Genomic DNA, 24,340 nt, shown 5'->3' on the forward strand with positions numbered 1-24,340 from the left:
AAGCATATGAGTCAGTTCACCAACGCGACAATTCAAAAAGCAGCCAATATTTATTACGACGGAAAAGTGACCAGCCGTACAGTTACACTGGAAGACGGCACTAAGGTGACACTCGGCATTATGCTGCCTGGCGTATACGAATTCGGCACCGATGGCCCCGAGACGATGGAGATTCTCTCCGGCAAGCTCAAGGTGCTGCTTCCCGGCACTGAAGTGTGGAAGGACATTGACGGAGCGGAAACTTTCCATGTTCCCGGCAACTCCAAGTTTGCCCTGGAAGTATTCGCTTTAACTGATTATTGCTGTTCTTACCCGATTGTGTAAAAAAAGTGATAGAAAAAAGCACCCCTGGAAGATTCATGGTCCCGGGGTGCTTTTTTTTTGTATTGTCAGCTTCAGCGGAGCTTAGCTCCCCGTGCTTTTGTAATGCCTCACGCCTATGCGCCATACCAGCAGAGACGCTCCGAGGAAGGCAGCTCCGGAGGGAAGCGAGAGGAAGCCCAGCCAGCGGGGATAATCCCAGCCGCAGACAGTGGCCGCCGGATAGAAGCTGATGAACAGCATGGGGAGCAGGAAGCTGAACACAGATTTCAGGACACGGGGCATATAGGGCTCCGGGCAGCGGGTAATCTGGTAGCTGGCGTTGGTCAGCAGAAAGATCCAGTCCAGCCCTTTAATCGTGAAAAAAGCAAGACCTGAGGTTAGCACGAACACTCCGCAGTACATCAGACAGCCTCCGGCCAGCGCCATCGCCAGAATGCCGAGTCTGCCGGGCGTCAAGGGAACGCCGAGCTGTCCCAGCGCCCAGCCCGCAGCACAGATCCCTGTAAACGGCCGGACCAGCCGGTGCAGATGGAATCTGGAAGCGGCGACCTGCACGAACAGGGACCGCGGGCGGAGCAGCAGCCGGTCGAAATCACCGGAGCGCAGCAGATGCCACGGGAAATAATCAAAGCCGCGGCATACGCTCTCGGCAAGTCCGAAGGAAGCCATCGCCAGCGAGTACACCAGAATGATATGGGCGACGGTCCATTCGCCGATATTGCCAAAGCGGGAGAACAGCAGGACGGTGGCTATGGGATCGGAGACCACCACAGTAAGCACCTGAATCAGCATCAGCCACCAGCCCTTGTATTCCATGCCGGACAGGAGATGCATCCGCAAGTATTTGCAATAAATTTTACCTTCAGCAAGCATACGGTACTCTCACCCTCCCTGGACGATAATGCTGTGCAATCTGCGTTTCATGATCATCCGGCCCGCCGAGATAAAGATAAGGCTCCAGAGGAGCTGTAAGCCGATACCGGGCAATGCGGCGGCAGGAGCTACGCTACCTATATATAGCTGCAGAGGGATGTCGGCGAATCCGCCAAACGGCTGCAGGTACAGGAAGGTCTGCATGAAATCAGGCCACAGCCGCAGGGGGAGGTAGGTGCCGGACAATATGCCGCTTAGCAGTAGAAGCATATAGGTCGGTCCGTCCCCCCAAGTGATATTCAGCCGGATCGCAGTTACAAGCATAGCGAAGGCCGAGCACAGCACAAACGCCATAACCGCCGACAGAAGGAAATAGAATAATGCAGGCAATGAGGCGGGGCCCCCTAGGGCATATCCGGCAGGCATCAGTAGCCCGGCGAGTACGGTGGCCAGCCCCCTGATCCAACTGGTGCCGAGCTTGCCGGCCGAGCTTTTGACAAACCAGTGGGTGTACAGGTTCATGGGCCGGCACAGCTCGATGCCGACGTCACCGTTGTTGATTTTGCCCATAATTTCGCTGTCGATGTTCATACTCTGGAGTACAAACAGCCCCTGAGCCAACCAAACATAGGATATGGCCTGAGGAAGGCTGAGTCCGTTATTGTTCCAGAAGCCATTCTCGCTGTATGTATAGAACACGGTGAACAGCACACATTCTATAAGCGCCCAGAACACACCGACCATCGTGCCAGATATGGCGGACACCCGGTACTGGAGCCCTTCTGCCATGCGGATTCGGAAGAGGGAGCTGCAGGCCCGCCATGTATTTCTAAAATTCATTGTGCACCTCCTGATAGGCTTAACCCAAAGCCAAGTCATTGTACATAGCCGCAATCATCGCATCCGTGTTCACTTTCTTGACGACCTCCGGCGCATATTTCTGCTGCAGACCTGAGAGCTGCCCGTCATAGAGCAGTTGGCCGTGCCCGATCACCATGACCCGCTGGCATAATGCCTCAATATCGTCCATATCATGTGTGGTCAGCAGCATCGTAATCCCGTACTTACGGTTCTCTTCCTTCAGAAAATTGCGCAGCGCGAGCTTGGATACCGCATCAAGTCCGATGGTTGGCTCATCCAGAAAGAGAAGCTTCGGCCGGTGCAGCAGCGCTGCTACCAGCTCACAGCGCATCCGCTGTCCGAGCGAAAGCTGTCTCACCGGGGTCCTTAAGAGGGCTTCCACACCAAGTGTTGCCGATAGCTCGGATAATCTTAAGCGGTAGTCGCCTGGAGGAATGGCATAAATATCCTTCAGCACGTCAAAAGAGTCTGCCACCGGAACATCCCACCATAACTGTGAGCGCTGGCCAAACACGACGCCGATCCGGGATACATGCTCTATGCGGTGCTTCCATGGAATCTTGCCCAAGATGGTGCATTCTCCGCTGTCGGGTGTCAGGATGCCGCTCATTACCTTGACGGAGGTGGATTTGCCGGCGCCGTTCGGGCCAATGTAACCTACCAGTTCACCCTCTTCAATATCAAAGCTGATGCCGCCGAGTGCGTCCACCTGGGTAACATTGCGCACGAACGCTCCTCTCAGCAGTCCCCATCTTCCTTCGGGCCGTTTGTACACCCTGAAGCTTTTGCGGATATCTCTCAGTCTAATTTGCATTTCAGTCGCCTCCTTCGCGCAGAAGATCATATCATCAGAGGAGGAGAGGGGGACAGCCGCGTCGGGCGCCTTGTTGATCCTTGCTGCCAGGCTGACAGGGGGAGAAGCATTTGTTTTCTTCATTTTCCATAAAAATGCTTGTTATGTTGACATTTCTGTGCTATATTAATTTTATAGTTAACGCAAGGAAAACGTATGTTTTTTTGTATACGTTCTGTAAAATAAACTTCTCGTACCGGTGATGAAATCACCGGTATTTTTGCGTTCTCACTCCTGACAAGAAGGCCGTGCTCGCATAGTAAAAGGGCGCAGCCGATACTGCCTGGCTGCGCCCTGATTACGAGTTACATATGCAGAAAGGTGCCCTGGAATTCCAGGGCACCTTATCTATGGGGTGAGGGCAGAGTGTATGCGAAAAACCGAACACAATAGGCTGTGCATCGGCACATGGCCCAAATGTATGCGAGTACATTCTTAGATGTGGCATAACATATCGGGTGGTTCACCCGATAGGCTAATTCTGCTCTAAACGGCCCGCTTCTGTGAGCGGACTTGTCCGCTCATATTCCCAAATGCTCTGGCTGCTCTCTGCATCATAGATCTCTCCGGTACGGATGAATCCGTGCTTCTCATAGAAGTGATGATTCCGGACGGCCCACGAAGGGGTATCCAGCGTCCAGCGCTTGGCCCTAGGGTACTTTGCCAATAATCATAAACAGATTCTGGAAAAGTCGCCGTTACATTAGTTACCTTCGCCGATCTTCCGGCCGATCCAGTCCTCGTAGGATTTGACCACAGCGGACAGGTCCTCGTCGCCATAGCCGTGGTTGAAGCCTGCCTGGAACATGCTCTTGGCTACGCCGAGCATAGGGGAAGGGACGCCGGTGGAATCACTGAGCGAGGACGCCAGCTTGAGATCCTTGAGCATCAGGGCAAGGGAGAACTGGTTGCTGAAGTCGTTATCAATGATCTTCTGGCCCTTCAGCTCGGCCTGTTTGCTGCCTGCTGATCCGTTCTTCACCAGCTCCAGGAACTTATCTGCGGGTACCCCGGACTTCACCGCAATGGAGAAGCCCTCGGCGAGCGCGACATTGTGAATGCCGACCATGGCATTGTGAGCCAGCTTGGCTACAGCGCCGCTGCCGTTAGCACCCATATGCAGCAGCAGACGGCCCATGGAGTCGAAGAGATCCCGGTGCTTCTCAATCACTTCGGCATGTCCGCCGACCATGAAGACCAGTGTGCCGTCGATAGCTGCCGGCTTGCTGCCGGTTACAGGAGCATCAAGGAAGCTGCCGCCCCGTGCTTCAACTTCAGCAGCGATCTCCTTGGCAAGGCCGGGGGAGATGGTGCTGGAATCGATTACGGTTGTTCCCGGCTGAAGGGTGGCGAGAAAGCCATGATCACCGTAGAAGACTTCACGGATCGAATCATCGTTGCTGATCATGGTAATAATAACATCCTTGCCTTCCGCTGCTGCCTGCGGTGTGGCGGCTGTCTTCGCACCTTCCTGTTCCAAAGGTTTGCATTTCTCTGCTGTACGGTTGTACACCGTAACCTCAAAGCCGCTTCGCAGCAGGTTCGACGCCATAGGTGCTCCCATTGTTCCGAGTCCGATAAAGCCGATGTGCTTCATTTCAATTCCACCTTTGCTTTCCTGAGATCATATTATAGAAACTAAGTTTGCCTTCATTCTATCAGAAGGTTACGGCCTGTTCCACAGAACAGGTCTGCTTGTCTGCTTAGTAACCGCTTTCAGTTATTTTTCATAAACAGGGCTCCAAAGCCGGGGATATGCCTTAAGACCTTGCCAGTCAAGGCAAATTAAAGTATTCTAGATTATAATGTTGCAACACACGGTGTCAAATCTAAAGAGATAAACAGGAGGCTACCATTACCGATGTCCAAGAAGATTAATTTTGACTACACCAAAGCCCTTTCCTTCTTCAGCCAGACCGAGATCGACTACTTCGCCGCTCCGGTGAAGCTGGCCCACGAACAATTGCATAACAAGAGCGGAGCAGGCTCCGATTACCTGGGCTGGATTGATCTCCCTACAGCGTATGACAAGGAAGAGTTCGCCCGCATTCAGCAGGCCGCCAAGAAGATTCAGAGTGATTCCGAAGTGCTGATCGTGATTGGTATCGGCGGCTCTTATCTGGGGGCACGCGCAGCTATTGAGGCGCTTTCGCATTCCTTCTACAATAACCTGTCCAAGGACAAGCGCAAGACACCGGAGGTTTATTTTGCCGGTAATAACATCAGCTCTACCTACATCACGCATCTGCTTGATCTGGTAGAAGGCAAAGACTTCTCCGTGAACGTAATCTCCAAATCTGGTACAACTACCGAGCCGGCTATTGCCTTCCGTATCTTCCGTGCAGCACTGGAGAAGAAATACGGTAAGGAAGAAGCACGCAAACGGATCTACGCTACAACAGACAAGGAGAAGGGCGCACTTAAGAAGCTGGCTAACGAAGAAGGCTATGAGTCGTTCATCATCCCTGATGATGTAGGCGGACGTTATTCCGTACTGACACCGGTAGGCCTTCTGCCTATCGCCGTAGCGGGAATTAACATTGAAGAAATGATGCAAGGGGCCGCAGCCGCAGCCGATGAGTTCAACAACCCCGATGTGGCTACGAACCAGAGCTATCAATATGCTGCAGTACGTAACGCGCTCTACCGCAAAGGCAAAACAACGGAAATCCTCGTGAACTACGAGCCGTCCCTGCACTTTGTCTCTGAATGGTGGAAGCAGCTGTACGGCGAAAGCGAAGGCAAGGACTTCAAGGGAATCTATCCGTCTTCGGTGGACTTCTCGACTGACCTGCACTCCATGGGCCAATTCATTCAGGAGGGTAACCGCAACATCTTCGAGACGGTTATTCAAGTGGAGAAGGTACAGCACCATGTAACGATCGAGAATGATCCGGACGATCTGGACGGCCTCAACTTCCTGACTGGCCAGACCATGGACTTCGTGAACAAGAAGGCGTTCCAGGGAACTATGCTGGCGCATACCGATGGACAGGTGCCGAACCTGATCGTTACCATTCCTGACCAGACGCCGTATACTTTCGGCTATCTGGTGTACTTCTTCGAGAAGGCTTGCGGGATCAGCGGATACCTGCTGGGTGTGAATCCGTTCGACCAGCCGGGTGTTGAAGCCTACAAGAAGAACATGTTCGCACTGCTGGGCAAACCAGGCTACGAGAAAGAAAAGGCAGAGCTTGAAGCAAGACTTACCGAATAGTCCCACTCTAACCGCAGATCATTCAACCTAATGTAAGTCATCAGGGAGCAGTCCATAGGTAACCACTACCAGGGCTGCTCCTAATATATATCAAGTCATCACATGTAGAGTAAGGAATGGACAACAATGCTGGAACAATACCGGACGGTACGTACCCCCGGCTCGCGGGAGGTCGTAATCCGTAAATCACGCTTTATCGGGCATGTTATGCCGGTGGAGAACGAGGAAGAAGCTGTGCAATTTATCGATTCGATCAAGAAGCAGCACTGGAATGCAACGCATAACTGCTCTGCTTATATGATCGGAGAGAGGGATGAGATCCAGAGACAGTCGGATGACGGGGAACCGAGTGGAACGGCCGGGAAACCGATTTTGGAAGTAATCCGCAGCCAACAGGTGAAGAATGTCGCTATTGTAGTTACCCGTTATTTCGGAGGCATTATGCTGGGTGCAGGCGGGCTGATCCGGGCTTATACCGATGGCGCTGTACTGGCGCTTGCGGCCGGAGAGGTCATTACACGTGTGCTGAGGCGGGAGGTATTCGTGGAAATCGAGTACACTTGGCTGGGCAAGGTGGAGAATGCACTGCGGGGCCGGAATATTCAGACCGGAGAGACTTTGTTTACGGATAAAGTTACACTGCTGTGTCTTCCGCGCAATGATGAAGGTGACGCATTTATCGCATGGATAACCGATCTTACGGAGGGGCAATCCCTGATTACGGAAGGGCGGCGGCTTTACTACAGCGAAGGGGAATAGATTATGGCAAGAAGAGCAGTGGAACAGGAGTTGTCGAGAGAAAGAATTCTGGAGGCGGCGAGGCATCTTTTCATCACCAAAGGGTACCGTGCCATTTCGATGCGCAGCATTGGCCAGCACCTGGGTTACAGCCACGGCTCCCTATATTACCATTTCAAAGAGAAGGCCGAACTTTTCTACGCCATTGTAGTTGAGGATTTCAATCATGTGGCTTCGCTGCTGAATCAAGCTATGACCACTCCGCCTGAAGAGGGAATGACCCGGGTGGAGCAGCTGATTATGGAGTTCATCCGGTTCGGGCTGAACCATCCGTATCAGTATGAGATCATGTTCATGATCCGCGACGAAGAGCTGCTGGCTTATTGCCGGGCAGAACAGGGCCGATGTTTCGAGTTATTTGCAAGCATTGTCCGCCGTCATATGAAGGAAGAGGGATATGTATCGGAGGACTGGCAGAACGTGCCGTTGACCTTATTCTTATCTGCTCACGGATTCATTTCGTATTATATTCAGGATAAAGTGTTGTTCGAGGATGTGAAGCAAGCTGCCCTGACACATGTCAAGGTATTAAGCCGCAGTTTATAAAAAGCTGTTTTTTTTAACAGCTCGTACTTTAGAGCGTTGCATTGGTATAACTTTGCATGGTGAAAGTGTTACAGGAACTATAAAATGTATAGAGAGCAGCTTCGCGGTTCATGCGCAGCTGCTCTTCTACAAGGGCAGGCAGTGCTAGCCTTCCATAATTTTGAGGTGGCACTGGCGTTGCCTTGGACCATCGAACTCGCAAAAATAGATGCCCTGCCAGCGGCCCAGCAGCACAGCTCCTTCATGAATTATAAGGGTCTGCGAAGGACCGGCCGTAATGGATTTCAGGTGGGAAGCCGTATTGCCCTCCGCATGGCGGTATTTAGGATGCTCCCAGGGATAGACCTCATCCAGACGCATCAACACATCACGCTTCACATCAGGATCGGCGTTCTCGTTAATCGCAATCCCTGCGGTGGTGTGCGGGCAATAGACAATCAGCAGTCCGTTAAGTACCCCGCTATTCTTCACATAAGCCTGAACCTCGCGGGTAATATCCCGCATTTCATCCCGTTTGCTGGTGGTGATCTCCATAGTATGCAGCATCATGAACAGCCCCTCTCTGATTTGGATGCAACGAGTGCTACTTATACTTTAACCCAAAAACTAACAAAGTAATTGACGGCAGCAAGCGGTATTTGGTAAAGTAGGAATAACTTTAAACCAAGTATATTAATAGGAATAATCAAACCTTAAAGTTGAGTATACCGACCGGTTATCCGGAGGTGGGAGGTTGACCATTGAATTCGCTGATCAGGCACAAGGGCTGGACCTGGGGATTTAGATCAACAGTTGTACTGTATTTTGTCATTCTGATTGTGCTGCCGATCCTCGGGGTCTATTACAATTCATTCTCATCCGGGCTGGGAAGCTTCACTGAAAGTGTGAGCGATCCGATTGCCTGGAAGTCGGTCCTGTTAACACTCAAGCTGGCGGTCATTGCGGCTCTTACGAATGTGCTGCTGGGCACGATGATCGCCTGGGTCCTTATCCGTTATAAGTTCCGGGGCAGGGCGCTGCTGAACAGCCTCGTCGATCTCCCCTTTGCCCTGCCTACTGCGGTGGGCGGACTGATGATTCTGCTGCTGCTGGGTCCGGGAAGCCTGATCGGGGATCTTGCGGAATCACTGGGATTCACAATTGTTTTTCACCAGCCTGCGATTGTGATTGCGATGGTCTTCGTCACATTCCCCTTCGTCATCCGGGCAGTGCAGCCGCTGCTGGAGGAGTTGGACGCTTCGGAAGAAGAGGCAGCCTATACGATGGGAGCGAAGCCGAGCAGAGTCTTCCTCCAGGTCATCTTACCGTCTATGGCACCTGGCATGATCGGCGGCGGGATGCTGGCCTTCTCGCGAGCGCTTGCTGAATTCGGTGCGGTTGTCCTCGTGGCAGGCAATATTCCGGGGCGCACGCTAGTGTCTTCTGTTTATATTTTCGGTGAGGTCGAAAGTGATAACCCGGCGGGAGCCGCTGCGGTGTCGATCATTCTGTTGACCTTATCCTTCCTGATCCTCTGGCTGATCAGCCTCATGCAGATGCGGGGGAAAAGATCATGAGAAGATTGTGGATTGGACTGACCTACCTCGTGTTCTTCGTCCTGATCGCAGCTCCGCTTGGCAGGATGACAATGGGGGCCTTCAGCGAAGGCTGGAGCGGCTTCTGGAACGCCCTGACCCGGCCCGAGGCACTGCATGCACTGCTGATGACCGGATACGTTGTAGTGGTTGTGACGCTGCTGAATACGCTGTTTGGGATCATGACGGCCCTGTATCTGGTACGGGCGAATTGGCTGGGCCGGCGCCTCAAAAGCCTGCTGAACAGCATCGTGGATCTGCCTTATGCGGTATCGCCGGTTATCGGCGGGCTGATGATCGTTCTGCTGCTCGGGCCGGACAGTGCGCTGGGTGCGTTGTTTGAGCAAATCGGAGTGAAGATTGTGTATGCTTTTCCGGGAATGGTGATTGCTACGCTGTTCGTGACGTTCCCGCTAATGGTGCGTGAGGTGATGCCGGTACTGCAAGAGATCGGGTCCCAGCAGGAAGAGGCCGCGTCCACACTCGGCGCATATGGCTGGACGACCTTCTGGAAGGTGACCTGGCCGTCTATCCGCTGGGCGGTCATCTATGGAGTGATTCTGACGGTGGCCCGTTCGCTGGGTGAGTTCGGTGCGGTGCTCGTCGTCTCAGGCAATATTATGAACCGGACCCAGACGGCTACCACACTGGTCTATCAGGATGTCGAGAATTTCAATGTTACGGCTGCGGGCGGGATAGCACTGGTGCTGGCCGCATTCTCCGCAGGACTGCTGCTGCTTATGGAATGGAGCAAGAGAAGAAAGGGAGGGCACTAATTATGCATGTAGAGGTCCGTGGACTCGATAAGCATTTTGGCGATTTTCATGCGGTGAAGGATGTCCATTTCGGCATTACCAAAGGCCATCTGATCGGGCTGCTCGGCCCAAGCGGCGGTGGCAAAACCTCCATCCTGCGGATGCTGGCGGGCCTTGAGACGCCGGATAGCGGCGAGATTATCTTCCACGGCCGGGCGGTGAACCATCTTCCGCCGCAGGAGCGTGAGATCGGCTTCGTCTTCCAGAATTATGCGCTGTTCAAGCATATGACGGTGTTCGAGAATATCGCCTTTGGCCTGAAAGTGAAGAAAGCCAGTAAGGCTGTCATCCGTGACCGTGTCACCGAGCTGGTGGAGCTGACCGGTCTGAAGGGCTTCGAGAACCGGTATCCGCATCAGCTGTCCGGGGGGCAGCGCCAGCGGGTGGCTTTTGCCCGGGCGCTGGCCCCTGAGCCGCAGCTGCTGCTGCTGGATGAACCGTTCGCCGCGATTGATGCGAAGATCCGCCAGGAGCTCCGTTCCTGGCTGCGGGAGCTGATCGAACGTGTCGGGATCACCTCGATCTTCGTCACCCACGACCAGGATGAGGCGATTGAAGTAGCGGATGAGATAATGATCATTAACCAGGGGCGGCTGGAGCAGAAGGGTACGCCTTGGGATATCTATAAAGAGCCGAAGACACCGTTCGTGGCCACCTTCATCGGGGAATCTACGCTGATCGAGAGTGCTTCCGAGCTGAAGGGCTTCGAGGGCGCAGGTGACGGTAAGCCGACCAAGGCGCTGATCCGTCCCGAGTACATTGAGGTAGGCCATCTGCATGAATTCAAAATGGCTTCCGCTACGGAGCAAGGTACGGTCAAGCATCTGCATTTCCGCGGAAGTGAATGGCTCGTGGAGGTTGAGGTAAAGGGACATAAGCTGGTCACCTACCGCTCCCTGGAAAAAGAAACGCTGACTCCGGGCCAGGAAATATCCGTGCTGGTACACCGTGCTTACCTGTTTAATGAGGAGCGGAGCTGGATTCAGGAGAATGGACTTAAGAAAGATCCGATGCCTGTATTTATCTAAAAAATAAATGATGTGGGATGTGTCGCCGGTATGAGGCTTATCAGAAGGAGCAGACAACTGCACGGATGGCTGACGGTCTTACTGCTGGTGGTGTTCACCCTGACCGCATCGGGCTGCGGGAATGAGCAGCCGGATGCAGGAGAGGCAGGTGCACCGCCGCAGGGAGATCTAACGCTTGTGGTGGGTGCCTACAGCGTGGTGAAGGATGCCATGGGCGAGATTCTCCCCAGGTTCGCGGAGAAGTGGAAGGCGGATACCGGTCAAACTATCGTATTCCAGCAGTCCTATGAGGCTTCCGGAACCCAGGCGCGGGCGATCGCCGGCGGCTTCGAGGCGGATGTCACGCTGCTTGCCATGGAAGGCGATGTCGGGAAGCTGGTCAAGGCGGGTCTTGTGGAGAAGGACTGGAAGCAGCGCGGCGGCGAGGCGGGCATGGTGACACGGTCGGTTGTGGCCCTGGGAACGCGGGAGGGCAATCCGAAGGGAATTCATGATTTTGCCGATCTGGCGAAGCCGGGGGTGAAGGTGCTCTACCCTAATCCGAAGACCTCCGGCGGTGCCCAGTGGGACATCAACGCGATCTACGGGGCCGGCCTGAAGCGTTCTGAGGAGCAGGAGGGGGCGAAGGACCCTGCGGCGGCCAAGGCATTCCTGGAGAGCATACACAGCAACGTCGAATCTCTGGATAAAAGCGGGCGGGCATCCATGGCTGCCTTCGAGTACGGGGTGGGCGATGTGATCGTCACTTATGAGAATGAGCTGCTGGCGCGGATTGCCGAGGGTGTGAAGTATGAGGTAGTCATCCCGAAGAATACGATTCTGATCGAGAATCCTGCGGCCGTAGTGGATAAATACGCGGATAAGCATGGTACCCGTGCGGCCGCAGAAGCGCTGGTCGATTATCTGACGACGCCTGAGGCACAGGAGATATTCGCCAAGTTCGGCTTCCGTCCCGTGAACCAGCAGGTCTATGCGGCACATGAGAGCCAGTATCCGGTTCCTGCCGGGCTGTTCGATATCAGCTATCTTGGCGGCTGGGAGGAAGTCCGCACCACGTTATACTCCAAGCGGGGCATATGGTATCAGGTGCTGGCCGGGATCTAGGCGGTAGATGAGGTGGAATAGGATTAGAAGACACTTGCTTAGTGTGGAGTGCGAAGGATTAAGGGAGCTGTTCTCCGGCCGGATGAGGCTGAAGGACGGCTTTTTGCCGTTCTTATGGGCCAGTATGCAAAGGGCCGGCTGCTGTTCTATAATGAACTGACGGATATTCGAGAAAAAAGACGATGAGGTGGGCATGCATATGGATACATTAGTGTTCCTCGGAACAGGGGATGCCATGGGCGTCCCCCGGGTCTACTGTGATTGTGAGACCTGTACGGAAGCAAGAACCACCGGGCGCAATAACCGCCTGCGTTCTTCTGTGCTTATAGATAACGGCAGCGGCTTCCTGGCGATTGACTGCGGACCGGACTGGCGGCGGCAGATGGAGCTGCAGGGGCACCGCACCATGAAGCGTCTGCTCGTGACACATGCGCATTTCGATCATATTGGCGGGCTGCCGGAATGGGCGGACAGCTGCCGCTGGATGGGCTTCCGGGGAGAGCTGTACGCTCCGGCGGAGGTCATTCCCGTCATCCAGCGGCAATACCCGTGGCTTACCGGGCATATCGACATGATCCCTTGCGATGACGGCATTACGCTGGATGGCTGGCAGATTAGCACATGGCGGGTGAACCATGGCAAGAATGGTTACTCCTATGCCTACAGGCTGGAGAAGGAGGAATATGTCTGGGTGTACTGCCCGGACTCGATCTCTCTGACCACGGAGGAAACCAGGCAGATGCATGGAGCGGACCTGCTGGTGCTGGGAACCAGCTTTTATTACGAGGCAGCTGAGTTGTCTACCCGCTCTGTGTATGATATGACCGAAGCCGCCGATCTGCTGGAGACCGTTCAGCCGAGCCGTGCGGTATACACGCATATGTCGCATGATATCAATCTGGACAAGGATTATATTCTGCCGGAGAAGGTTACGCTGGCCGTTACGGGCATGAGGCTTCCGCTGTGCCGGGAGGAGATCTGAGCAGCATAGTAGTCCGGGACTTGTGTGTGTCACTTAGGGTATGTGCAATTTGAAGCAGTGAGTTCGATTCCCGGGAGGAGCTGGTTGTGATGATCAAAGGTTTCGGAGGAATTTTCTGGAGAACCGGAAATCTTGAAGCGGTGAAGAAATGGTACAGTGAGGCACTGAAGCTTGAAATTGACAGTTGGAACGGGACTGTAATCAGACCCGGGTCAGGCAATGAGACGATCTTGTCCTTCTTCACTGAGGATGATCCTTATTTCCCGGCAGAGCAACAGATGATGTTGAATTTCCAGGTCCATGATCTGGACGAGGTTATCAAGCATCTGGAGCAGATAGGCGTACCGCTTGCCAAGAACAAAGAGAGCAGCGAATTCGGACAATTTGTTTGGATTACAGACCCTGACGGGCGGCTGGTTGAGCTTTGGGAGAAATAATGCCGAAATACGCTCCTCATAGAGCAGACAGGTTTGATTACTGCTGCTGTATGGGGAGTTTTTATTATGCTTTTCATTCCCAAGACCGATCCGGGAATCCGCCCCCCGGCGCTGGGTCCCTTGCCAGGGGGCTAGTAAACTATAGGCATTGGAGCCGCAGAGAGTGAGCCCACTACGAGCCCGACTTCCATTTTTATGTATATGATGCGTATTTTTCTTTATTTTCAAAAAGGGAAGGAGGTACTATACTATAACGATGTGCCGGTGGGGATGGTATTCTCCGCAAAAGCACCCGTGAGTCGGACGGGGAACTCCATGACTGCAAGGTATATGCCAAGGTACGGGGTGCGGAATTCTAAAGGGGAGCTGATGATGTGAAGAAGAAAGGTGCTTTTGCCAGATTAAGTACATATATGCTAAGACATAAGCTAATCTATGCTGTACTGCTCTTGGTGACGTTATTTAGTATTGTGCTGGATCTGACCATGGCCTGGTTCCTGGCCAGGATTACGGATGCAGCTGTACGTCTTGATGTGGAAGCGTTCAAGGGGCTTACCTGGTTCGGGATTCTATTCTTGCTGGTCACGGGATTGAATACCTTCGTCAGTGCGTATCTCAAGACCAATGTATCGGCCAAAATCAGAAATGAGCTGCGTCAGGACATGATGGGGCATACGCTGGCCTTGCCGCAGTCTTATTTCGACCGCAATCATTCCGGTGATTTGTTGTCCCGGTTCACGAATGACAATCAATCGGTCGGAGAAGCCTGCGGGCAGGTGATGCTGGATCTGCTGCGCAACCCGCTGCTGGCGATAGCCTCCTTCGGTTATCTGCTCTATATTAACTGGCTGCTGGCGCTGATCTGCCTGTCCATCGGGCCGCTGCTGTTCCTGACCGGTAAAATCTTCGGCAATGCGATGCGCATCAACAGTGTGCGGGTGCAGGAAAGTATGAGCCGGACTACGGCTTTTCTGAACGATATTCTGGGCAGCAGTATGGTGTTCAAGGCATTCTCCATGGAGCGCAGGCTGCAGAAGCAATATGTGGGCTACAGTGAGGATATTGCCTCAGGGGAGAAAAAGAAAGCGAGAATCGAAGGGGCAACCGGAGCGATCTCCTCCTTGCTGGGGAATCTGACCTTCCTGCTGGCTCTGGTGATTGCCGGGTGGTTCGTGGCGAATGGACGGCTTGAGGTCGGGGCGATGATTGCCTTCATTCAGCTGATGAATTATCTGGTTGGGCCGTTCTCGTCTCTGCCGGGCCTGGTCGCTTCCATGCAGCAGTCGCTGGGTGCGGCGGAGCGGATCTTCGAGGTGATGGATGCGCCTGCTGAGGTTGAGGTGCTGCCTGAGGTCCGGGCGGAGCTGCCGGGGTTCGGGGAGCTTCGGCTCGCAGAGGTGTCATTTAGCTATCCGGGCAGTGAGAAGCAGAGCCTTAACAAGGTCAGTCTGGAGCTGGCACGCGGCCAGCAAATGGCCGTAGTAGGTCCGAGCGGCGGCGGGAAATCCACCTTGTTCAAGCTGCTGCTGGGCTTCTACCAGACGGATGCAGGTGAGGCTGCGATCAACGGCCGTCCGATCAGCGGAATACCGCTGGCAGAGCTTCGTAGCTACTTTGCCTATGTGCCTCAGGAGTCGGGCCTATATTCCGGGAGCATCCGGGACAATATCGAGAGCGGCAAGCCCGGTGTGTCAGACGAGGAGATTGTTGAGGCGCTGCGGCAGGCGAATGCGTACGAGTTCGTGACGGAGCTGCCGGAAGGCATACACACGGACATTGGCGAGCATGGCTCCCGGTTGTCCGGCGGTCAGAGGCAGCGGCTGTCCATTGCCAGAGCGATGCTTAAGGATGCACCGATTCTGCTGCTGGATGAAGCTACGGCTGCCCTCGACAATGAGTCGGAGCGAATGGTCCAGCAGGCGATCCGTAAGCTGATGAAGGATAAGACAACGCTTGTGATTGCCCACCGGCTCTCGACCATCCAGAATGCCGATGTCATCCTGGTGATGGAGAACGGGGAGATTGTGGAGCGGGGCGGACATGAGGAGCTGCTTGCGGCGGAGGGGCGGTACTCGGATCTGTATCATTCACAGCTTGAGCAGGAGGCGGCGGAGGAATTGTTAGCCCCTATAGTCTAGCCTGCTAAAAACTATCCATGGCCTGGATCACCTGTCCCAGCGCCTGGAGTCTTCTTTCAAGAAGCGTCCGCTGCGGGCTGCCGGCCTTAGACTTGGCATAACTGGATTCTACGGATGGGGTTAACCCGAGCAGAACATGGCGGGCTTCTGCCAGCTCGGCAGGGGTATAAGAGAGCGGCTTCTGATTCCAGACGTTGTCCAGAACAGCTAACCCGATCTGCATGGCATTCAAGCGTTTCTGGACCAGAGTCGTATTGGAGCCGCTGCTTGTCATCTGGGTTAGGGCGCTCTCAAGCTTACGGATGGTCGATTGCATCGAGGCTATGGATTGCAGTTGTTCCTCATTTGATATCTCTTCCATGAAGGATCTTCCTCTCTATTTAGTATTCAAGGGTGGCGCACCGCAGTTCGTACCATGAACCTGCGGGGGGCCACCCTTTTTTGGAAAGATAATTTAGATGTTCTGGGGTCCCCGCAAAGTACCTGAATATACATCGAAGCTAAAGCCCCACTTTGTGGGGTTATTTAGCATAAGATGTTCTGCTGTTGTTGCAGCAGCTTATGCTTCTTGACCTGCGTTAAGAATGAACTTATCAATGGCGTATTTCACGCCGTCCTCATTGTTGCTAAGTGTAACGAAATCAGCGATTTCCTTCAGCGCAGGAATGGCATTCGCCATTGCTACACCGAGACCCGCAGCTTCAAGCATCTCATGATCATTCCAGGAATCGCCGACAGCCATCGTCTCGGACAGCTCGCAGCCAAAGTGTGCAGCCAGGAATTCCAGGGCCAGACCCTTGGTGCCTTCATGATGCATAATCTCCAGGAAATGCGGCTTGGACTTCGTGATATGAACCGAATCGCCGAGCAGGCTGCGCAGGATCGGGGACAGCTCATCGAGGAAGTCGGGATCGTCGATAATGAGCATTTTTGGTGTTTTTTGCGGAACCAGCTTGGCTTCCCAGTCCGGCTCGATATAGTACTGCGTTCCGTTCAGAGTCGAATAGTCAATCAGCTTCTGGTTCTCTTCCCGGGCGTACAGCTTGTCGTCAATATAAGTCTGCAGGTGCAGATCATGCTCTACACAATATTGGAAAAGCTTGCGCACCGCGTCCTGCGGCACATAACGCTCATACAGGACCTCTTCATCGAGCAGGTTCTTCACCAGCGCTCCCTGATAGGTGATGATTGGCACATTCAGTCCGGTCTGGCGGGCAATCGCCTGAGCGGAAGCATAAGCGCGTCCGGTAGCGAGGGTGACCACAACGCCTGCGGCTACAGCCTGCTCCAGCGCGGTCTGCGTGGCCGGGGTAACTTCCTTATCGTCGTTAATCAGGGTGTCGTCAATATCGATGGCAATCAATTTGTACATTTGGGTTCTCTCCTAAGCGTGGTTAGTAGTCCGGCTGTCCGCTGAATCCTCTATAGGAAGGGTAGCGGAAGCACGGCTCTCTGTCTGTAGCAATGGAACTTATTAACGTGAAGTCTGGCAAAAGGGGCCGCGGACTCCGGCTCAGCCCTCCGCCTGCGTCCCGGACGGCGCGGGGCTGAGCTCTGCCAGCAGCATAGCGGCCAGAATGCAGCCGCAGCCGAGCAGCGCGGATACGCCCAGCGTCTCTCCGCCGAAGAGCAGGCCGGTGACGGCAGCGAACACCGGCTCCATGGCATAGATGATCGCCACCCTGGACGGGGTGGTGTACTTCTGGCAAGCCGTCTGAATCCAGAAGGCGAAGGCGCTGGTCGGGCCGATGGAGATCAGCATAGCAGAGAGCACCTCCGGCTGGCGGAGCAGCTCTCCGCTATGCAGCAGCGGGCCGCTTCCGTCCACAAGCAGGGAGGCGGCGATGCTGAGCAGGCCTACGAAGCCGAGCTGAAGCGCCGCCAGCGGCAGGGCCGGATAACGCGGTGCGTATCTGCCGGTATACGCGATCTGCAGCGCAAAAGCCACGGCGCAGAGCAGAATCAGGCCATCGCCCTTATTCAGGGAGAAGGCAGAGCCGGTAAAGGTCAGCAGATACAAGCCCCCCGCTGCAAGCCCGGCACTCACCCAGGTATATCTGGAGATGGCCGTCTTCAGCAGTGCCAGAGACAGGAACGGGACCAGCACCACCGACAGCCCGGTGATAAATCCCGTGTTGGAGGTGGTGGTGTACAGCAGCCCCACGGTCTGGAAGCCGTAGCCAAGGAACAGGAAGAGGCCCAGCAGCAGGGCATGCATCACCATGCGCAAGCTTAGCTTGCGCCATTCCTGGCGGTAGAAGACAGCGGTAATCAAGGCCAGCAGCACGGCGGCACCTGTAAACCGGATGCTGTTAAAGGCAAGCGGCGGCAGCACCCGTACGGCGGACTGCACGATCAGAAACGTGCATCCCCACATCATCGCCACCAGTAGCAGACTTAGATCGGCGATTCGGGAGCGATTCACAGGGTTCATCCTTTCAGGGCCAGTTGAGTTGTCCAAATTGTATCCTAAAACAGGGGGCAGGACAAGCCGAAACTCTGCGGCATCCTTGGCCCCGTGGGCGTGAATAGCCTGGAAACTACATACAAGCTGGACAAAAAAGGAAAGCCTTGGTATACTTCGGTAACCGCACACCTGTTCTTATTTCGGGACATCCAGAAGCATTTATACTTTCATCTAAGGAGCGGATTCACCATGATGGGCAAATCCCATTTAGTTATCAGCACCGGGGTTACCCTGTCCGCCATGAGCCTGCTAGGGCATGCTATTACCCTTCCGGCTGTTGCCGTCGCTGTGGTCAGCTCGCTGCTGCCCGATATCGACGAGCCGAATTCCATGCTGGTACGCAAGGCCGTGCCGGAGTTTTTGCTGCGTATTCTGCAGGTAGCGCTGATTGGAGCGGGCATTTATCTTTATTTTGCCGGGATAGCGGAGCCGCCCTGGAATATCGCACTGGCGCTGCTGGTGGGCAGCGTATCCTTCCTGCCCAGCCGCAGGCTGCGGCATCTGGTGATGCTGCTGATTGCGCTGGCCTTGTTTGCTTTTGCCGATGCTTATGATCCATGGAACTATATCGCCGCCTGTGTGCTGGTCGTTGCTTCCATAGTTCCTCACCGGGGAATCACGCATACGCTATATGCCGTTGCCGGATGGGGCGCGCTGCTGTACTTCGTCTCCCTTGACATGAATGACGGCGGCAGTCTGTGGATTGCCGGGAGCCTGTCCTACGGACTGCATTTGCTCGCCGACTCCCTGACCCAGCGCGGGATCACCCCGCTGCCTCCGATTCCCTTCAAGCTGCGGCTGAAGCTGATGAGCACCGGCACGAAGAAGGGCAACGCGGTGGAGAAAGTATGCGTGATGCTTACGCTGGCGCTGGTGTTGTATGTGTTCGTGCTTGTATAGCAGCGAACCCGGCAAGCATACGGAGGCAAAGAACCCCACTAGCTCTGCGCAGGATGCGGCAGGTTAGCGGGGTTCTTTTTAAAATATAAAATTCGACTTGCTATAAAGCTATTCCTCAAGAAACACAAGTCCGATGAAATCCTCCGGCTCAATACGGCCGAAGTAATGCTTCAGATCGAGATCAGCCAGCGCCTGGCGGACCTCGGCTTCCTCATAACGCTTGCCGCGCAGCGCATTCTCCACATCTGCCACATCGCCGACGCCGAAGAAGTCGCCGTAGATTTTGATCTCCCGGATGACCGAATCTTCAATATCCATGCGGATATCCACGAGCCCTGCCGGGAATTTGCGGGTGTGCTTCACGTTGCTCTTCGGCGACAGACCATAGTTCCAGTCCCAATTCTGGTAATGCTCCTTGGAGATTTCATTGATCCGCACCCAGTCGTCCATGGTCAGCTTGTACTGCGGAACCTCGGAGGCTTCCATGCCGAAGATTGAGCGCAGCAGGCCCTCACGGAATTGTTCAATCGTCATGTCAGGATTGCCCAGCAGCTCCTTGATATTGGCGACACGGCTGCGCACGGACTTGGTGCTCTTCGACTTGAACTTCTCGGGATTCACGTTCAGGGAAGCCTGGACATCATCCAGATTCAGATCGAACATCAGGGTGCCGTGGCTGAACATGCGTCCGCGTGTGGAGAACTGGGCGTTGCCGGAGATTTTCTGCTCCCCGACCTGAAGATCATTGCGTCCGCTCAGCTCGGCGTTCACGCCCATAGATTGCAGATAGTCGATGACCGGCTGGGTGAATTTCAGGAAGTTATGGAAGGACTGGCCGTCATCCTTGGTAATGAAGCTGAAGTTGAGGTTGCCGAGATCATGATACACCGCGCCGCCGCCGGACAACCGCCGAACGACCTGGATATTGTGCTCCTTCACGTACTCCTGGTTGATCTCCTCAATCGTATTCTGATGCTTGCCAATAATGATTGACGGGCTGTTGATATAGAAGAGCAGGTAGCTCTCGTCCATCGGCAGGTTTTTGAGCGCAAACTCCTCAATGGCGAGATTGATCGATGCGTCTGTAATTCCGGTATTATCGATAAAAAGCATTCGTGATTCCTCCGCGTGACCATAGTAAACTGCTGTACTTATTCTAAACTAAAAGAGAGATTTCTTCAAAAAAGGGGGGAACGGCGGGGGAGGGGCTATTGGCGGATAGGATGAGGGAATAGGGTTAACTGGCGCGTGTGGCGGATAGAAACGATTGATGAGTGCGTGTGCAGCATGAACAGGTGCGGCATGTATAGAAAGTTTACGGGTTCAAGACCGGATGCATAGGCAATATGACGTTGACGTACTTCCGCCCTTAGGCCAATAATTGGGAGACAGATGTAACGTAAAGGGAGTGTACCTATGCTTGAAAAATACGGCCACGGCGGTGATCTGCTGACCGCAGCCGAGTTATACGGGGACAGCAGCGGCGGATTTCTGGATTTCAGCGCCAATATTAACCCGCTGGGGCCGCCGCCGGGCGTGCTGGCGCAGCTGCGGGATGCGGGCGCAGCGGTCACCGCTTACCCTGATCCGGGCCACCGCAGGCTCAAGGCGCTGCTGGCGGAGGAGCTGGGTCTCGGCACGGAGTGGATTACCGTGGCGAACGGGGCGGCAGAGTCGATGGCGCTGCTGCTGCTGGCGGTGGCTCCGCGCCGGGTGGGCATCGTGGAGCCGTGCTTCTCCGAGTACCGCCAGCTCGCGGAGCAGTTCGGCGCGGAGGTCTTGTCCGTTCAGGGGACCAGCCGGATGGATTACCGGGCTGCCGTGGACAGCGTCTCCGCCCTGCTGGAGCAGGTCGATCTGCTGTTCCTCGGCCAGCCGAATAATCCGAACGGCGTCCAGTATCCGCTGGACGAGCTGCGGCAGCTCGCGCAGCAGGCAGAGGCCTGCGGGACGGTACTGGCGGTGGATGAAGCGTTCATCGACTTCATCCCGGAGGCGGACCGGCAATCCCTGCTGCCGGAGCTGGGGGCTTACCGTCATACGGTGCTGGTGCGCTCGATGACGAAGTTCTTTGCCATTCCGGGGCTGCGGCTGGGCTTCACTGCCGCGCATCCGGCGCTTGCCGCAGCCATGACCGGCAAGCAGGTGACCTGGAGCGTGAACGGCCTGGCGCTGCTGGCCGGGGAAGCCTGCCTGCGCTGCGGCGACGGCTACAGGCAGGAGACGCGTGCGCTGATCGCAGCTGAGCGGCAGCGGCTGCGGGAGGGCTTGCTTGAGCTCGGCTGCGGCGTGCCGCCGGGCGAAGCGAACTTCCTGCTGCTGCGGCTGCCCGCTCCGTGGAGCGCGCAGGAGATGCAGCAGCGCTTGGGTGCGGGTGGCATCCTCGTCCGCAGCTGCGCGATGTACCCCGGCCTTGAGCCGGGACACATCCGCGTCGCGGTCAAGGGCCGTGCGGACAACGACCGTCTGCTGCGGCAGATGGGGGAGCTGCTGCGGGCGGGGATGTGAGCAAGAACGGCGGCAGTGCAGGCTGCGAGCGCGCGAATAGGGCTAATGGGAGCGAACGGAGAGGAGCGAAGGATATGAAGGAAGCAAAGGAAGTGCAGGAAGCGAAGGTAGCGAAGGTAAAGCTGCCCTTTAAGGCCGAAGACGGGGAGAAGACGTACCGCAGTAAGGTGTGGCCCGGGCTGACGCTGGAATGGCGGGAAGGCCATCTGCTGCTGGAATTTCCGGCTGAAGCGGACAGTATATCAAGTGCGGTATATGGCGGAGGCGTGGGACGTCTGAAGCGTGCGGTGAACCAATACGTCAGCCGGGACTACGAGTGCAGCAATCCGGTGCAGGATCTTGAAAACAAGCTTCAGGAGTGGGGCTACCCGCTGGAAGGCTGCGCCGGGCTAATGACGGCCGTTCCGCTGGAGCACGCTGCTGTTGCCGAGGAGGATACGGGATCAGCGGGCATATTCTGCTGCGTAACAGCGGCGGCGGGCAACGCGGCCCGGGCCGGGTCGGTGCGCAGTGTGCTGACGGCCTACCGTCCGGGCACAATCAATATTATGCTCGGCATCGATGGCTGGCTGTCCCAGTCGGCCATGGTCAATGCTGTGATGACGGCCACGGAAGCGAAGGCTGCGGCGCTGGCAGACCTCGGAATCACGGATTCCGAGAATGGGCTTGGCGCAACGGGAACCACTACGGATGCCATTGTGATTGCGGTGAGCGGGAGCCGCCGCTATGCTGCGGAGCATGTGTATGCCGGAACGGCGACTGACCTCGGCGGAGCCATCGGCAGACTGGTGTACAGCGCGGTGACGGAGAGCCTGCGCTCAGTGGAAGCAGCGAAATCCATGAGTAGAGCAGAGGCGGAAGCATCGCAGGCTGCGCGAGGAGTAGACGCGGAGTCGTTACGAGCTGTGCACGGGGTACACGCGGAAGAATCGCAGGCTGCGCGAGAAGTAGACGCGGAAGTGTCACATGTTGAGCACGGAGTAGACGCGGGAGCGTTACAGGCATCACATTCTCCACAGCCCCGTGTCTCTCAGGATGGCGGCCGGGAATGATGAACACGGACTGCTATACAGAGCGGCGGGGTGAGCAAAGGTGAAGCTTGCTATCATCCTGCTCTCTGCTTATATTGTGGACCGGGTGGTTGGTGATCCGCACAGCCTGCCCCATCCGGTTATTTACATAGGGAAGGTCATTAGTGCTCTGGAGCGGGGGATTCGCCGCTTCGCCGCAGCTCCCAGTGCTCTGAAGCGTGCCGGTATTCTTCTTCCGCTGCTGGTGGCGGGCGGCGCTTGGGCGCTGACCGCGCTGCTTGTTGTGTTGCTCGCCCGCCTGTCTCCCTGGCTTGCCGGGCTTGCCGAAGTCTGGCTGATCTCGACCACCATCGCCTCCAAGGGATTGAAGGATGCAGGTATGGCCGTATACGCCGAGCTGCGTTCTGGGGATATTCCCGCCGCACGCCGGGCGCTGGGGATGATCGTAGGCCGGGATACGGCTCATCTGGACAGCCCGGAGATTGTGCGCGGTACGGTGGAGACGGTTGCGGAGAATATCGTCGATGCGATCATCTCGCCGCTGTTCTTCGCCCTGCTGGGCGGGTCGCCGCTGGCCATGGCTTACCGTGCGGTGAACACGCTGGATTCCATGGTCGGCTACAAGAACGAGAAATACCGCGACCTCGGCTGGGCATCGGCCCGCTTGGACGATGTCGCCAACTACATACCGGCACGGTTGACCGCGCTGCTCTTAACCTTATGTGCTGCGCTTCTGCGGCTGGACTGGCGGAGATGCTGGCGCACCGTGCGCCGGGATGCCCGCCTTCATCCCAGTCCGAACAGCGGCTACCCGGAATCGGCAGTTGCCGGGGCCCTCGGCATCCGGCTGGGCGGCGAGAATGTATACCATGGCATCGTCTCCTTCCGCGCGTACATGGGTGATCCGCTGCGGACGATGGAGCCGGAGGATATTATTGTGACCTCGCGGATGATGATGTGGTCATCCGCAATATTTGTCTGCATCTGTGCAGCCGTTGCCCTGCTATGGCACGGGATCGGGGGCTAAAGCGGAATGGAGAGAGTTCAAGCAGGAGGGGCGGGGGATTCTTCTCCGGTTGACCAGAATGCGGAGGAAGCTCAAAAGTTGCAGGGGATACAGTCGCTTCTGACCCAGCCTGCGCAGCCGGAGCTTGAGGTGGTGTTAGTCCGCCATGGCTATACGCAGTGGAATCAGGAACGGCGTTATCTGGGGAGGACCGATGTGCCGCTTATGCCGGGGGAGGCGGAGCGGTTGAAGGAGCTCCGGACACAGCCGCCGCTCACCGGGGAATTCCGCCGTGTCTATTGCAGCGACCTGTGCCGATGCAGAGAGACTCTGGCAGCCTTGGTTCCGCACCTGATGCCGCAGGCCATCTATGATTCCCGGCTGCGGGAGATGGACTTCGGGGCGTGGGAAGGCTGCACGTATGAGCAACTTAAGGATCATGCGCTGTACCGGAGCTGGATTGACAACCCCGGGTCGGCCACGCCGCCGGGAGGGGAGGCGTGGGAGGAATTCGCCGCCCGGGTTGATCATTTCTGGACGCAGCTTCAGTGGGAGGCGCAGGCTCCCGAAGTATCTCGTATATTACTGGTGACCCACGGCGGTGTCATCCGGCAGCTGCTGGCGCAGATCATCGAAGACATGACCTTCTATACCGCTGTAGCACCAGCTCCAGGTGAGATTACAGTCCTGCATCTGCGGAAGGTTGGAGGAAGCTGGCGGATGGCAGCGGAGAATGCTGACGGGTGATTGCACTATGTACATCAGATTGATCTAAAAAACGTGCCAAAACCCGTTCTGCTGTATTTCCTGCAACAGAATATCAGCAATTGCCCCCATAATAGGCAAAATCCAAATTTCTGATGTACATAATGCAGCAG

26 protein-coding genes are annotated in these 24,340 nt (G+C 55.7%); 16 read left to right on the plus strand and 10 right to left on the minus strand.

The window, feature by feature from the left end; genetic code table 11:
* Positions 1 to 6: 6 nt before the first annotated feature.
* On the plus strand, positions 7 to 324 hold the full coding sequence (gene ppnP / locus MKX51_RS04910) for a pyrimidine/purine nucleoside phosphorylase (protein WP_036727552.1): 318 nt from the start codon (positions 7 to 9) through the stop codon (positions 322 to 324).
* 81 nt (positions 325 to 405) lie between these two features.
* Here ppnP and MKX51_RS04915 read toward each other — a convergent pair whose 3' ends face one another.
* The 5 genes from MKX51_RS04915 to MKX51_RS04935 form a co-directional block, all read right to left on the minus strand.
* The gene (locus tag MKX51_RS04915; protein WP_340991411.1) at positions 406 to 1,197 is read right to left on the minus strand and encodes an ABC transporter permease; all 792 of its coding nucleotides are present in this window, start codon (positions 1,195 to 1,197) and stop codon (positions 406 to 408) included.
* A gap of 9 nt (positions 1,198 to 1,206) precedes the next feature.
* Positions 1,207 to 2,037 carry an ABC transporter permease gene (locus tag MKX51_RS04920; protein WP_340991412.1) on the minus strand — a complete coding sequence of 277 codons (831 nt, stop codon included), beginning with the start codon at positions 2,035 to 2,037 and terminating at the stop codon, positions 1,207 to 1,209.
* Between the two features lie 19 nt (positions 2,038 to 2,056).
* Positions 2,057 to 2,872, minus strand: coding sequence for an ABC transporter ATP-binding protein (locus MKX51_RS04925; protein WP_340943397.1), 816 nt, complete (start codon positions 2,870 to 2,872; stop codon positions 2,057 to 2,059).
* Between the two features lie 514 nt (positions 2,873 to 3,386).
* A complete protein-coding gene (locus MKX51_RS04930) occupies positions 3,387 to 3,578 on the minus strand; it encodes a hypothetical protein (RefSeq protein ID WP_340991413.1) in 192 nt (63 codons plus the stop codon).
* A 36-nt stretch (positions 3,579 to 3,614) separates the two neighbouring features.
* Positions 3,615 to 4,514 carry an NAD(P)-dependent oxidoreductase gene (locus tag MKX51_RS04935; RefSeq protein ID WP_340995504.1) on the minus strand — a complete coding sequence of 300 codons (900 nt, stop codon included), beginning with the start codon at positions 4,512 to 4,514 and terminating at the stop codon, positions 3,615 to 3,617.
* A gap of 258 nt (positions 4,515 to 4,772) precedes the next feature.
* On the opposite strand from MKX51_RS04935, the gene MKX51_RS04940 reads away from it, so the two are divergent.
* The 3 genes from MKX51_RS04940 (at position 4,773) to MKX51_RS04950 (ending at position 7,472) form a co-directional block, all read left to right on the plus strand.
* Positions 4,773 to 6,128, plus strand: a complete 1,356-nt coding sequence (locus MKX51_RS04940) for a glucose-6-phosphate isomerase (protein ID WP_036700477.1) — start codon at positions 4,773 to 4,775, stop codon at positions 6,126 to 6,128.
* 126 nt (positions 6,129 to 6,254) lie between these two features.
* Positions 6,255 to 6,887 carry a YigZ family protein gene (locus tag MKX51_RS04945; protein ID WP_340943395.1) on the plus strand — a complete coding sequence of 211 codons (633 nt, stop codon included), beginning with the start codon at positions 6,255 to 6,257 and terminating at the stop codon, positions 6,885 to 6,887.
* 3 nt (positions 6,888 to 6,890) lie between these two features.
* Positions 6,891 to 7,472, plus strand: a complete 582-nt coding sequence (locus MKX51_RS04950; protein ID WP_340943394.1) for a TetR/AcrR family transcriptional regulator — start codon at positions 6,891 to 6,893, stop codon at positions 7,470 to 7,472.
* A gap of 144 nt (positions 7,473 to 7,616) precedes the next feature.
* On the opposite strand, the gene MKX51_RS04955 is transcribed toward MKX51_RS04950, so the two are convergent.
* Complete coding sequence (locus MKX51_RS04955; RefSeq protein WP_036727896.1) at positions 7,617 to 8,018, minus strand: secondary thiamine-phosphate synthase enzyme YjbQ; 402 nt, start codon at positions 8,016 to 8,018, stop codon at positions 7,617 to 7,619.
* A gap of 194 nt (positions 8,019 to 8,212) precedes the next feature.
* Here MKX51_RS04955 and cysT point away from each other — a divergent pair, with 194 nt between their 5' ends.
* From cysT to MKX51_RS04990, 7 genes are all read left to right on the plus strand, one after another.
* Complete coding sequence (gene cysT, locus MKX51_RS04960; protein WP_340991414.1) at positions 8,213 to 9,028, plus strand: sulfate ABC transporter permease subunit CysT; 816 nt, start codon at positions 8,213 to 8,215, stop codon at positions 9,026 to 9,028.
* Positions 9,025 to 9,822, plus strand: a complete 798-nt coding sequence (locus MKX51_RS04965) for a sulfate ABC transporter permease subunit (protein ID WP_076082476.1) — start codon at positions 9,025 to 9,027, stop codon at positions 9,820 to 9,822. The genes cysT and MKX51_RS04965 overlap by 4 nt, the downstream gene beginning before the upstream one ends.
* A 2-nt stretch (positions 9,823 to 9,824) precedes the next feature.
* Entirely contained in the window at positions 9,825 to 10,889 is a 1,065-nt protein-coding gene (locus MKX51_RS04970; RefSeq protein WP_340991415.1) for a sulfate/molybdate ABC transporter ATP-binding protein, read from the plus strand.
* A 30-nt stretch (positions 10,890 to 10,919) separates the two neighbouring features.
* The gene (locus tag MKX51_RS04975) at positions 10,920 to 11,993 is read left to right on the plus strand and encodes a sulfate ABC transporter substrate-binding protein (protein WP_340991416.1); all 1,074 of its coding nucleotides are present in this window, start codon (positions 10,920 to 10,922) and stop codon (positions 11,991 to 11,993) included.
* Between the two features lie 199 nt (positions 11,994 to 12,192).
* The gene (locus MKX51_RS04980; RefSeq protein WP_340991417.1) at positions 12,193 to 12,975 is read left to right on the plus strand and encodes an MBL fold metallo-hydrolase; all 783 of its coding nucleotides are present in this window, start codon (positions 12,193 to 12,195) and stop codon (positions 12,973 to 12,975) included.
* Between the two features lie 89 nt (positions 12,976 to 13,064).
* The gene (locus MKX51_RS04985) at positions 13,065 to 13,412 is read left to right on the plus strand and encodes a VOC family protein (RefSeq protein WP_340995506.1); all 348 of its coding nucleotides are present in this window, start codon (positions 13,065 to 13,067) and stop codon (positions 13,410 to 13,412) included.
* A gap of 374 nt (positions 13,413 to 13,786) precedes the next feature.
* Positions 13,787 to 15,550: an ABC transporter ATP-binding protein gene (locus MKX51_RS04990; protein WP_340991418.1), complete on the plus strand. Its 1,764-nt coding sequence runs from the start codon at positions 13,787 to 13,789 to the stop codon at positions 15,548 to 15,550.
* Between the two features lie 4 nt (positions 15,551 to 15,554).
* Here the strand turns inward: MKX51_RS04990 and MKX51_RS04995 are convergent, their stop codons facing one another.
* The 3 genes from MKX51_RS04995 to MKX51_RS05005 form a co-directional block, all read right to left on the minus strand.
* Complete coding sequence (locus MKX51_RS04995) at positions 15,555 to 15,911, minus strand: hypothetical protein (RefSeq protein ID WP_340991419.1); 357 nt, start codon at positions 15,909 to 15,911, stop codon at positions 15,555 to 15,557.
* Between the two features lie 198 nt (positions 15,912 to 16,109).
* Positions 16,110 to 16,922, minus strand: a complete 813-nt coding sequence (locus MKX51_RS05000; RefSeq protein ID WP_340991420.1) for a Cof-type HAD-IIB family hydrolase — start codon at positions 16,920 to 16,922, stop codon at positions 16,110 to 16,112.
* Between the two features lie 141 nt (positions 16,923 to 17,063).
* Entirely contained in the window at positions 17,064 to 17,975 is a 912-nt protein-coding gene (locus MKX51_RS05005) for a DMT family transporter (RefSeq protein WP_340991421.1), read from the minus strand.
* Positions 17,976 to 18,206: 231 nt separating this feature from the next.
* On the opposite strand from MKX51_RS05005, the gene MKX51_RS05010 reads away from it, so the two are divergent.
* Entirely contained in the window at positions 18,207 to 18,917 is a 711-nt protein-coding gene (locus MKX51_RS05010) for a metal-dependent hydrolase (protein WP_076082502.1), read from the plus strand.
* 108 nt (positions 18,918 to 19,025) lie between these two features.
* Here the strand turns inward: MKX51_RS05010 and MKX51_RS05015 are convergent, their stop codons facing one another.
* A complete protein-coding gene (locus MKX51_RS05015; RefSeq protein WP_340943377.1) occupies positions 19,026 to 20,030 on the minus strand; it encodes a lipoate--protein ligase in 1,005 nt (334 codons plus the stop codon).
* Positions 20,031 to 20,333: 303 nt separating this feature from the next.
* On the opposite strand from MKX51_RS05015, the gene cobD reads away from it, so the two are divergent.
* The 4 genes from cobD to MKX51_RS05035 all read left to right on the plus strand — a co-directional run bounded on the left by cobD (position 20,334) and on the right by MKX51_RS05035 (position 24,209).
* Positions 20,334 to 21,425 (plus strand): threonine-phosphate decarboxylase CobD, encoded by a 1,092-nt coding sequence (cobD, locus tag MKX51_RS05020; protein WP_340991422.1) that lies wholly within the window; start codon positions 20,334 to 20,336, stop codon positions 21,423 to 21,425.
* 74 nt (positions 21,426 to 21,499) lie between these two features.
* Entirely contained in the window at positions 21,500 to 22,477 is a 978-nt protein-coding gene (locus MKX51_RS05025) for an adenosylcobinamide amidohydrolase (protein ID WP_340991423.1), read from the plus strand.
* Between the two features lie 40 nt (positions 22,478 to 22,517).
* Positions 22,518 to 23,483 (plus strand): adenosylcobinamide-phosphate synthase CbiB, encoded by a 966-nt coding sequence (cbiB, locus tag MKX51_RS05030; protein WP_340991424.1) that lies wholly within the window; start codon positions 22,518 to 22,520, stop codon positions 23,481 to 23,483.
* Between the two features lie 6 nt (positions 23,484 to 23,489).
* Entirely contained in the window at positions 23,490 to 24,209 is a 720-nt protein-coding gene (locus tag MKX51_RS05035; protein ID WP_340991425.1) for a histidine phosphatase family protein, read from the plus strand.
* Positions 24,210 to 24,340 lie beyond the last annotated feature (131 nt).

It is taken from the genome of Paenibacillus sp. FSL M7-0420 (assembly GCF_038002345.1).
Lineage (GTDB): Bacteria > Bacillota > Bacilli > Paenibacillales > Paenibacillaceae > Paenibacillus_AQ.

Bases quoted from the DNA above. Each gene is read 5' to 3' on its own strand.
- MKX51_RS04980 (WP_340991417.1), top strand. From the start codon at position 12,193: ATGGATACATTAGTGTTCCTCGGAACAGGGGATGCCATGGGCGTCCCC.
- MKX51_RS04915 (WP_340991411.1), bottom strand. From the start codon at position 1,197: ATGCTTGCTGAAGGTAAAATTTATTGCAAATACTTGCGGATGCATCTC.
- MKX51_RS05025 (WP_340991423.1), top strand. From the start codon at position 21,500: ATGAAGGAAGCAAAGGAAGTGCAGGAAGCGAAGGTAGCGAAGGTAAAG.
- MKX51_RS04945 (WP_340943395.1), top strand. From the start codon at position 6,255: ATGCTGGAACAATACCGGACGGTACGTACCCCCGGCTCGCGGGAGGTC.
- MKX51_RS04925 (WP_340943397.1), bottom strand. From the start codon at position 2,872: ATGCAAATTAGACTGAGAGATATCCGCAAAAGCTTCAGGGTGTACAAA.
- ppnP (WP_036727552.1), top strand. From the start codon at position 7: ATGAGTCAGTTCACCAACGCGACAATTCAAAAAGCAGCCAATATTTAT.
- cobD (WP_340991422.1), top strand. From the start codon at position 20,334: ATGCTTGAAAAATACGGCCACGGCGGTGATCTGCTGACCGCAGCCGAG.
- MKX51_RS05000 (WP_340991420.1), bottom strand. From the start codon at position 16,922: ATGTACAAATTGATTGCCATCGATATTGACGACACCCTGATTAACGAC.
- MKX51_RS04975 (WP_340991416.1), top strand. From the start codon at position 10,920: ATGAGGCTTATCAGAAGGAGCAGACAACTGCACGGATGGCTGACGGTC.
- MKX51_RS04985 (WP_340995506.1), top strand. From the start codon at position 13,065: ATGATCAAAGGTTTCGGAGGAATTTTCTGGAGAACCGGAAATCTTGAA.
- MKX51_RS04970 (WP_340991415.1), top strand. From the start codon at position 9,825: ATGCATGTAGAGGTCCGTGGACTCGATAAGCATTTTGGCGATTTTCAT.
- MKX51_RS04920 (WP_340991412.1), bottom strand. From the start codon at position 2,037: ATGAATTTTAGAAATACATGGCGGGCCTGCAGCTCCCTCTTCCGAATC.
- MKX51_RS04965 (WP_076082476.1), top strand. From the start codon at position 9,025: ATGAGAAGATTGTGGATTGGACTGACCTACCTCGTGTTCTTCGTCCTG.
- MKX51_RS05035 (WP_340991425.1), top strand. From the start codon at position 23,490: ATGGAGAGAGTTCAAGCAGGAGGGGCGGGGGATTCTTCTCCGGTTGAC.
- MKX51_RS05015 (WP_340943377.1), bottom strand. From the start codon at position 20,030: ATGCTTTTTATCGATAATACCGGAATTACAGACGCATCGATCAATCTC.
- MKX51_RS04950 (WP_340943394.1), top strand. From the start codon at position 6,891: ATGGCAAGAAGAGCAGTGGAACAGGAGTTGTCGAGAGAAAGAATTCTG.
- MKX51_RS04995 (WP_340991419.1), bottom strand. From the start codon at position 15,911: ATGGAAGAGATATCAAATGAGGAACAACTGCAATCCATAGCCTCGATG.
- MKX51_RS05010 (WP_076082502.1), top strand. From the start codon at position 18,207: ATGATGGGCAAATCCCATTTAGTTATCAGCACCGGGGTTACCCTGTCC.
- MKX51_RS04940 (WP_036700477.1), top strand. From the start codon at position 4,773: ATGTCCAAGAAGATTAATTTTGACTACACCAAAGCCCTTTCCTTCTTC.
- MKX51_RS04955 (WP_036727896.1), bottom strand. From the start codon at position 8,018: ATGCTGCATACTATGGAGATCACCACCAGCAAACGGGATGAAATGCGG.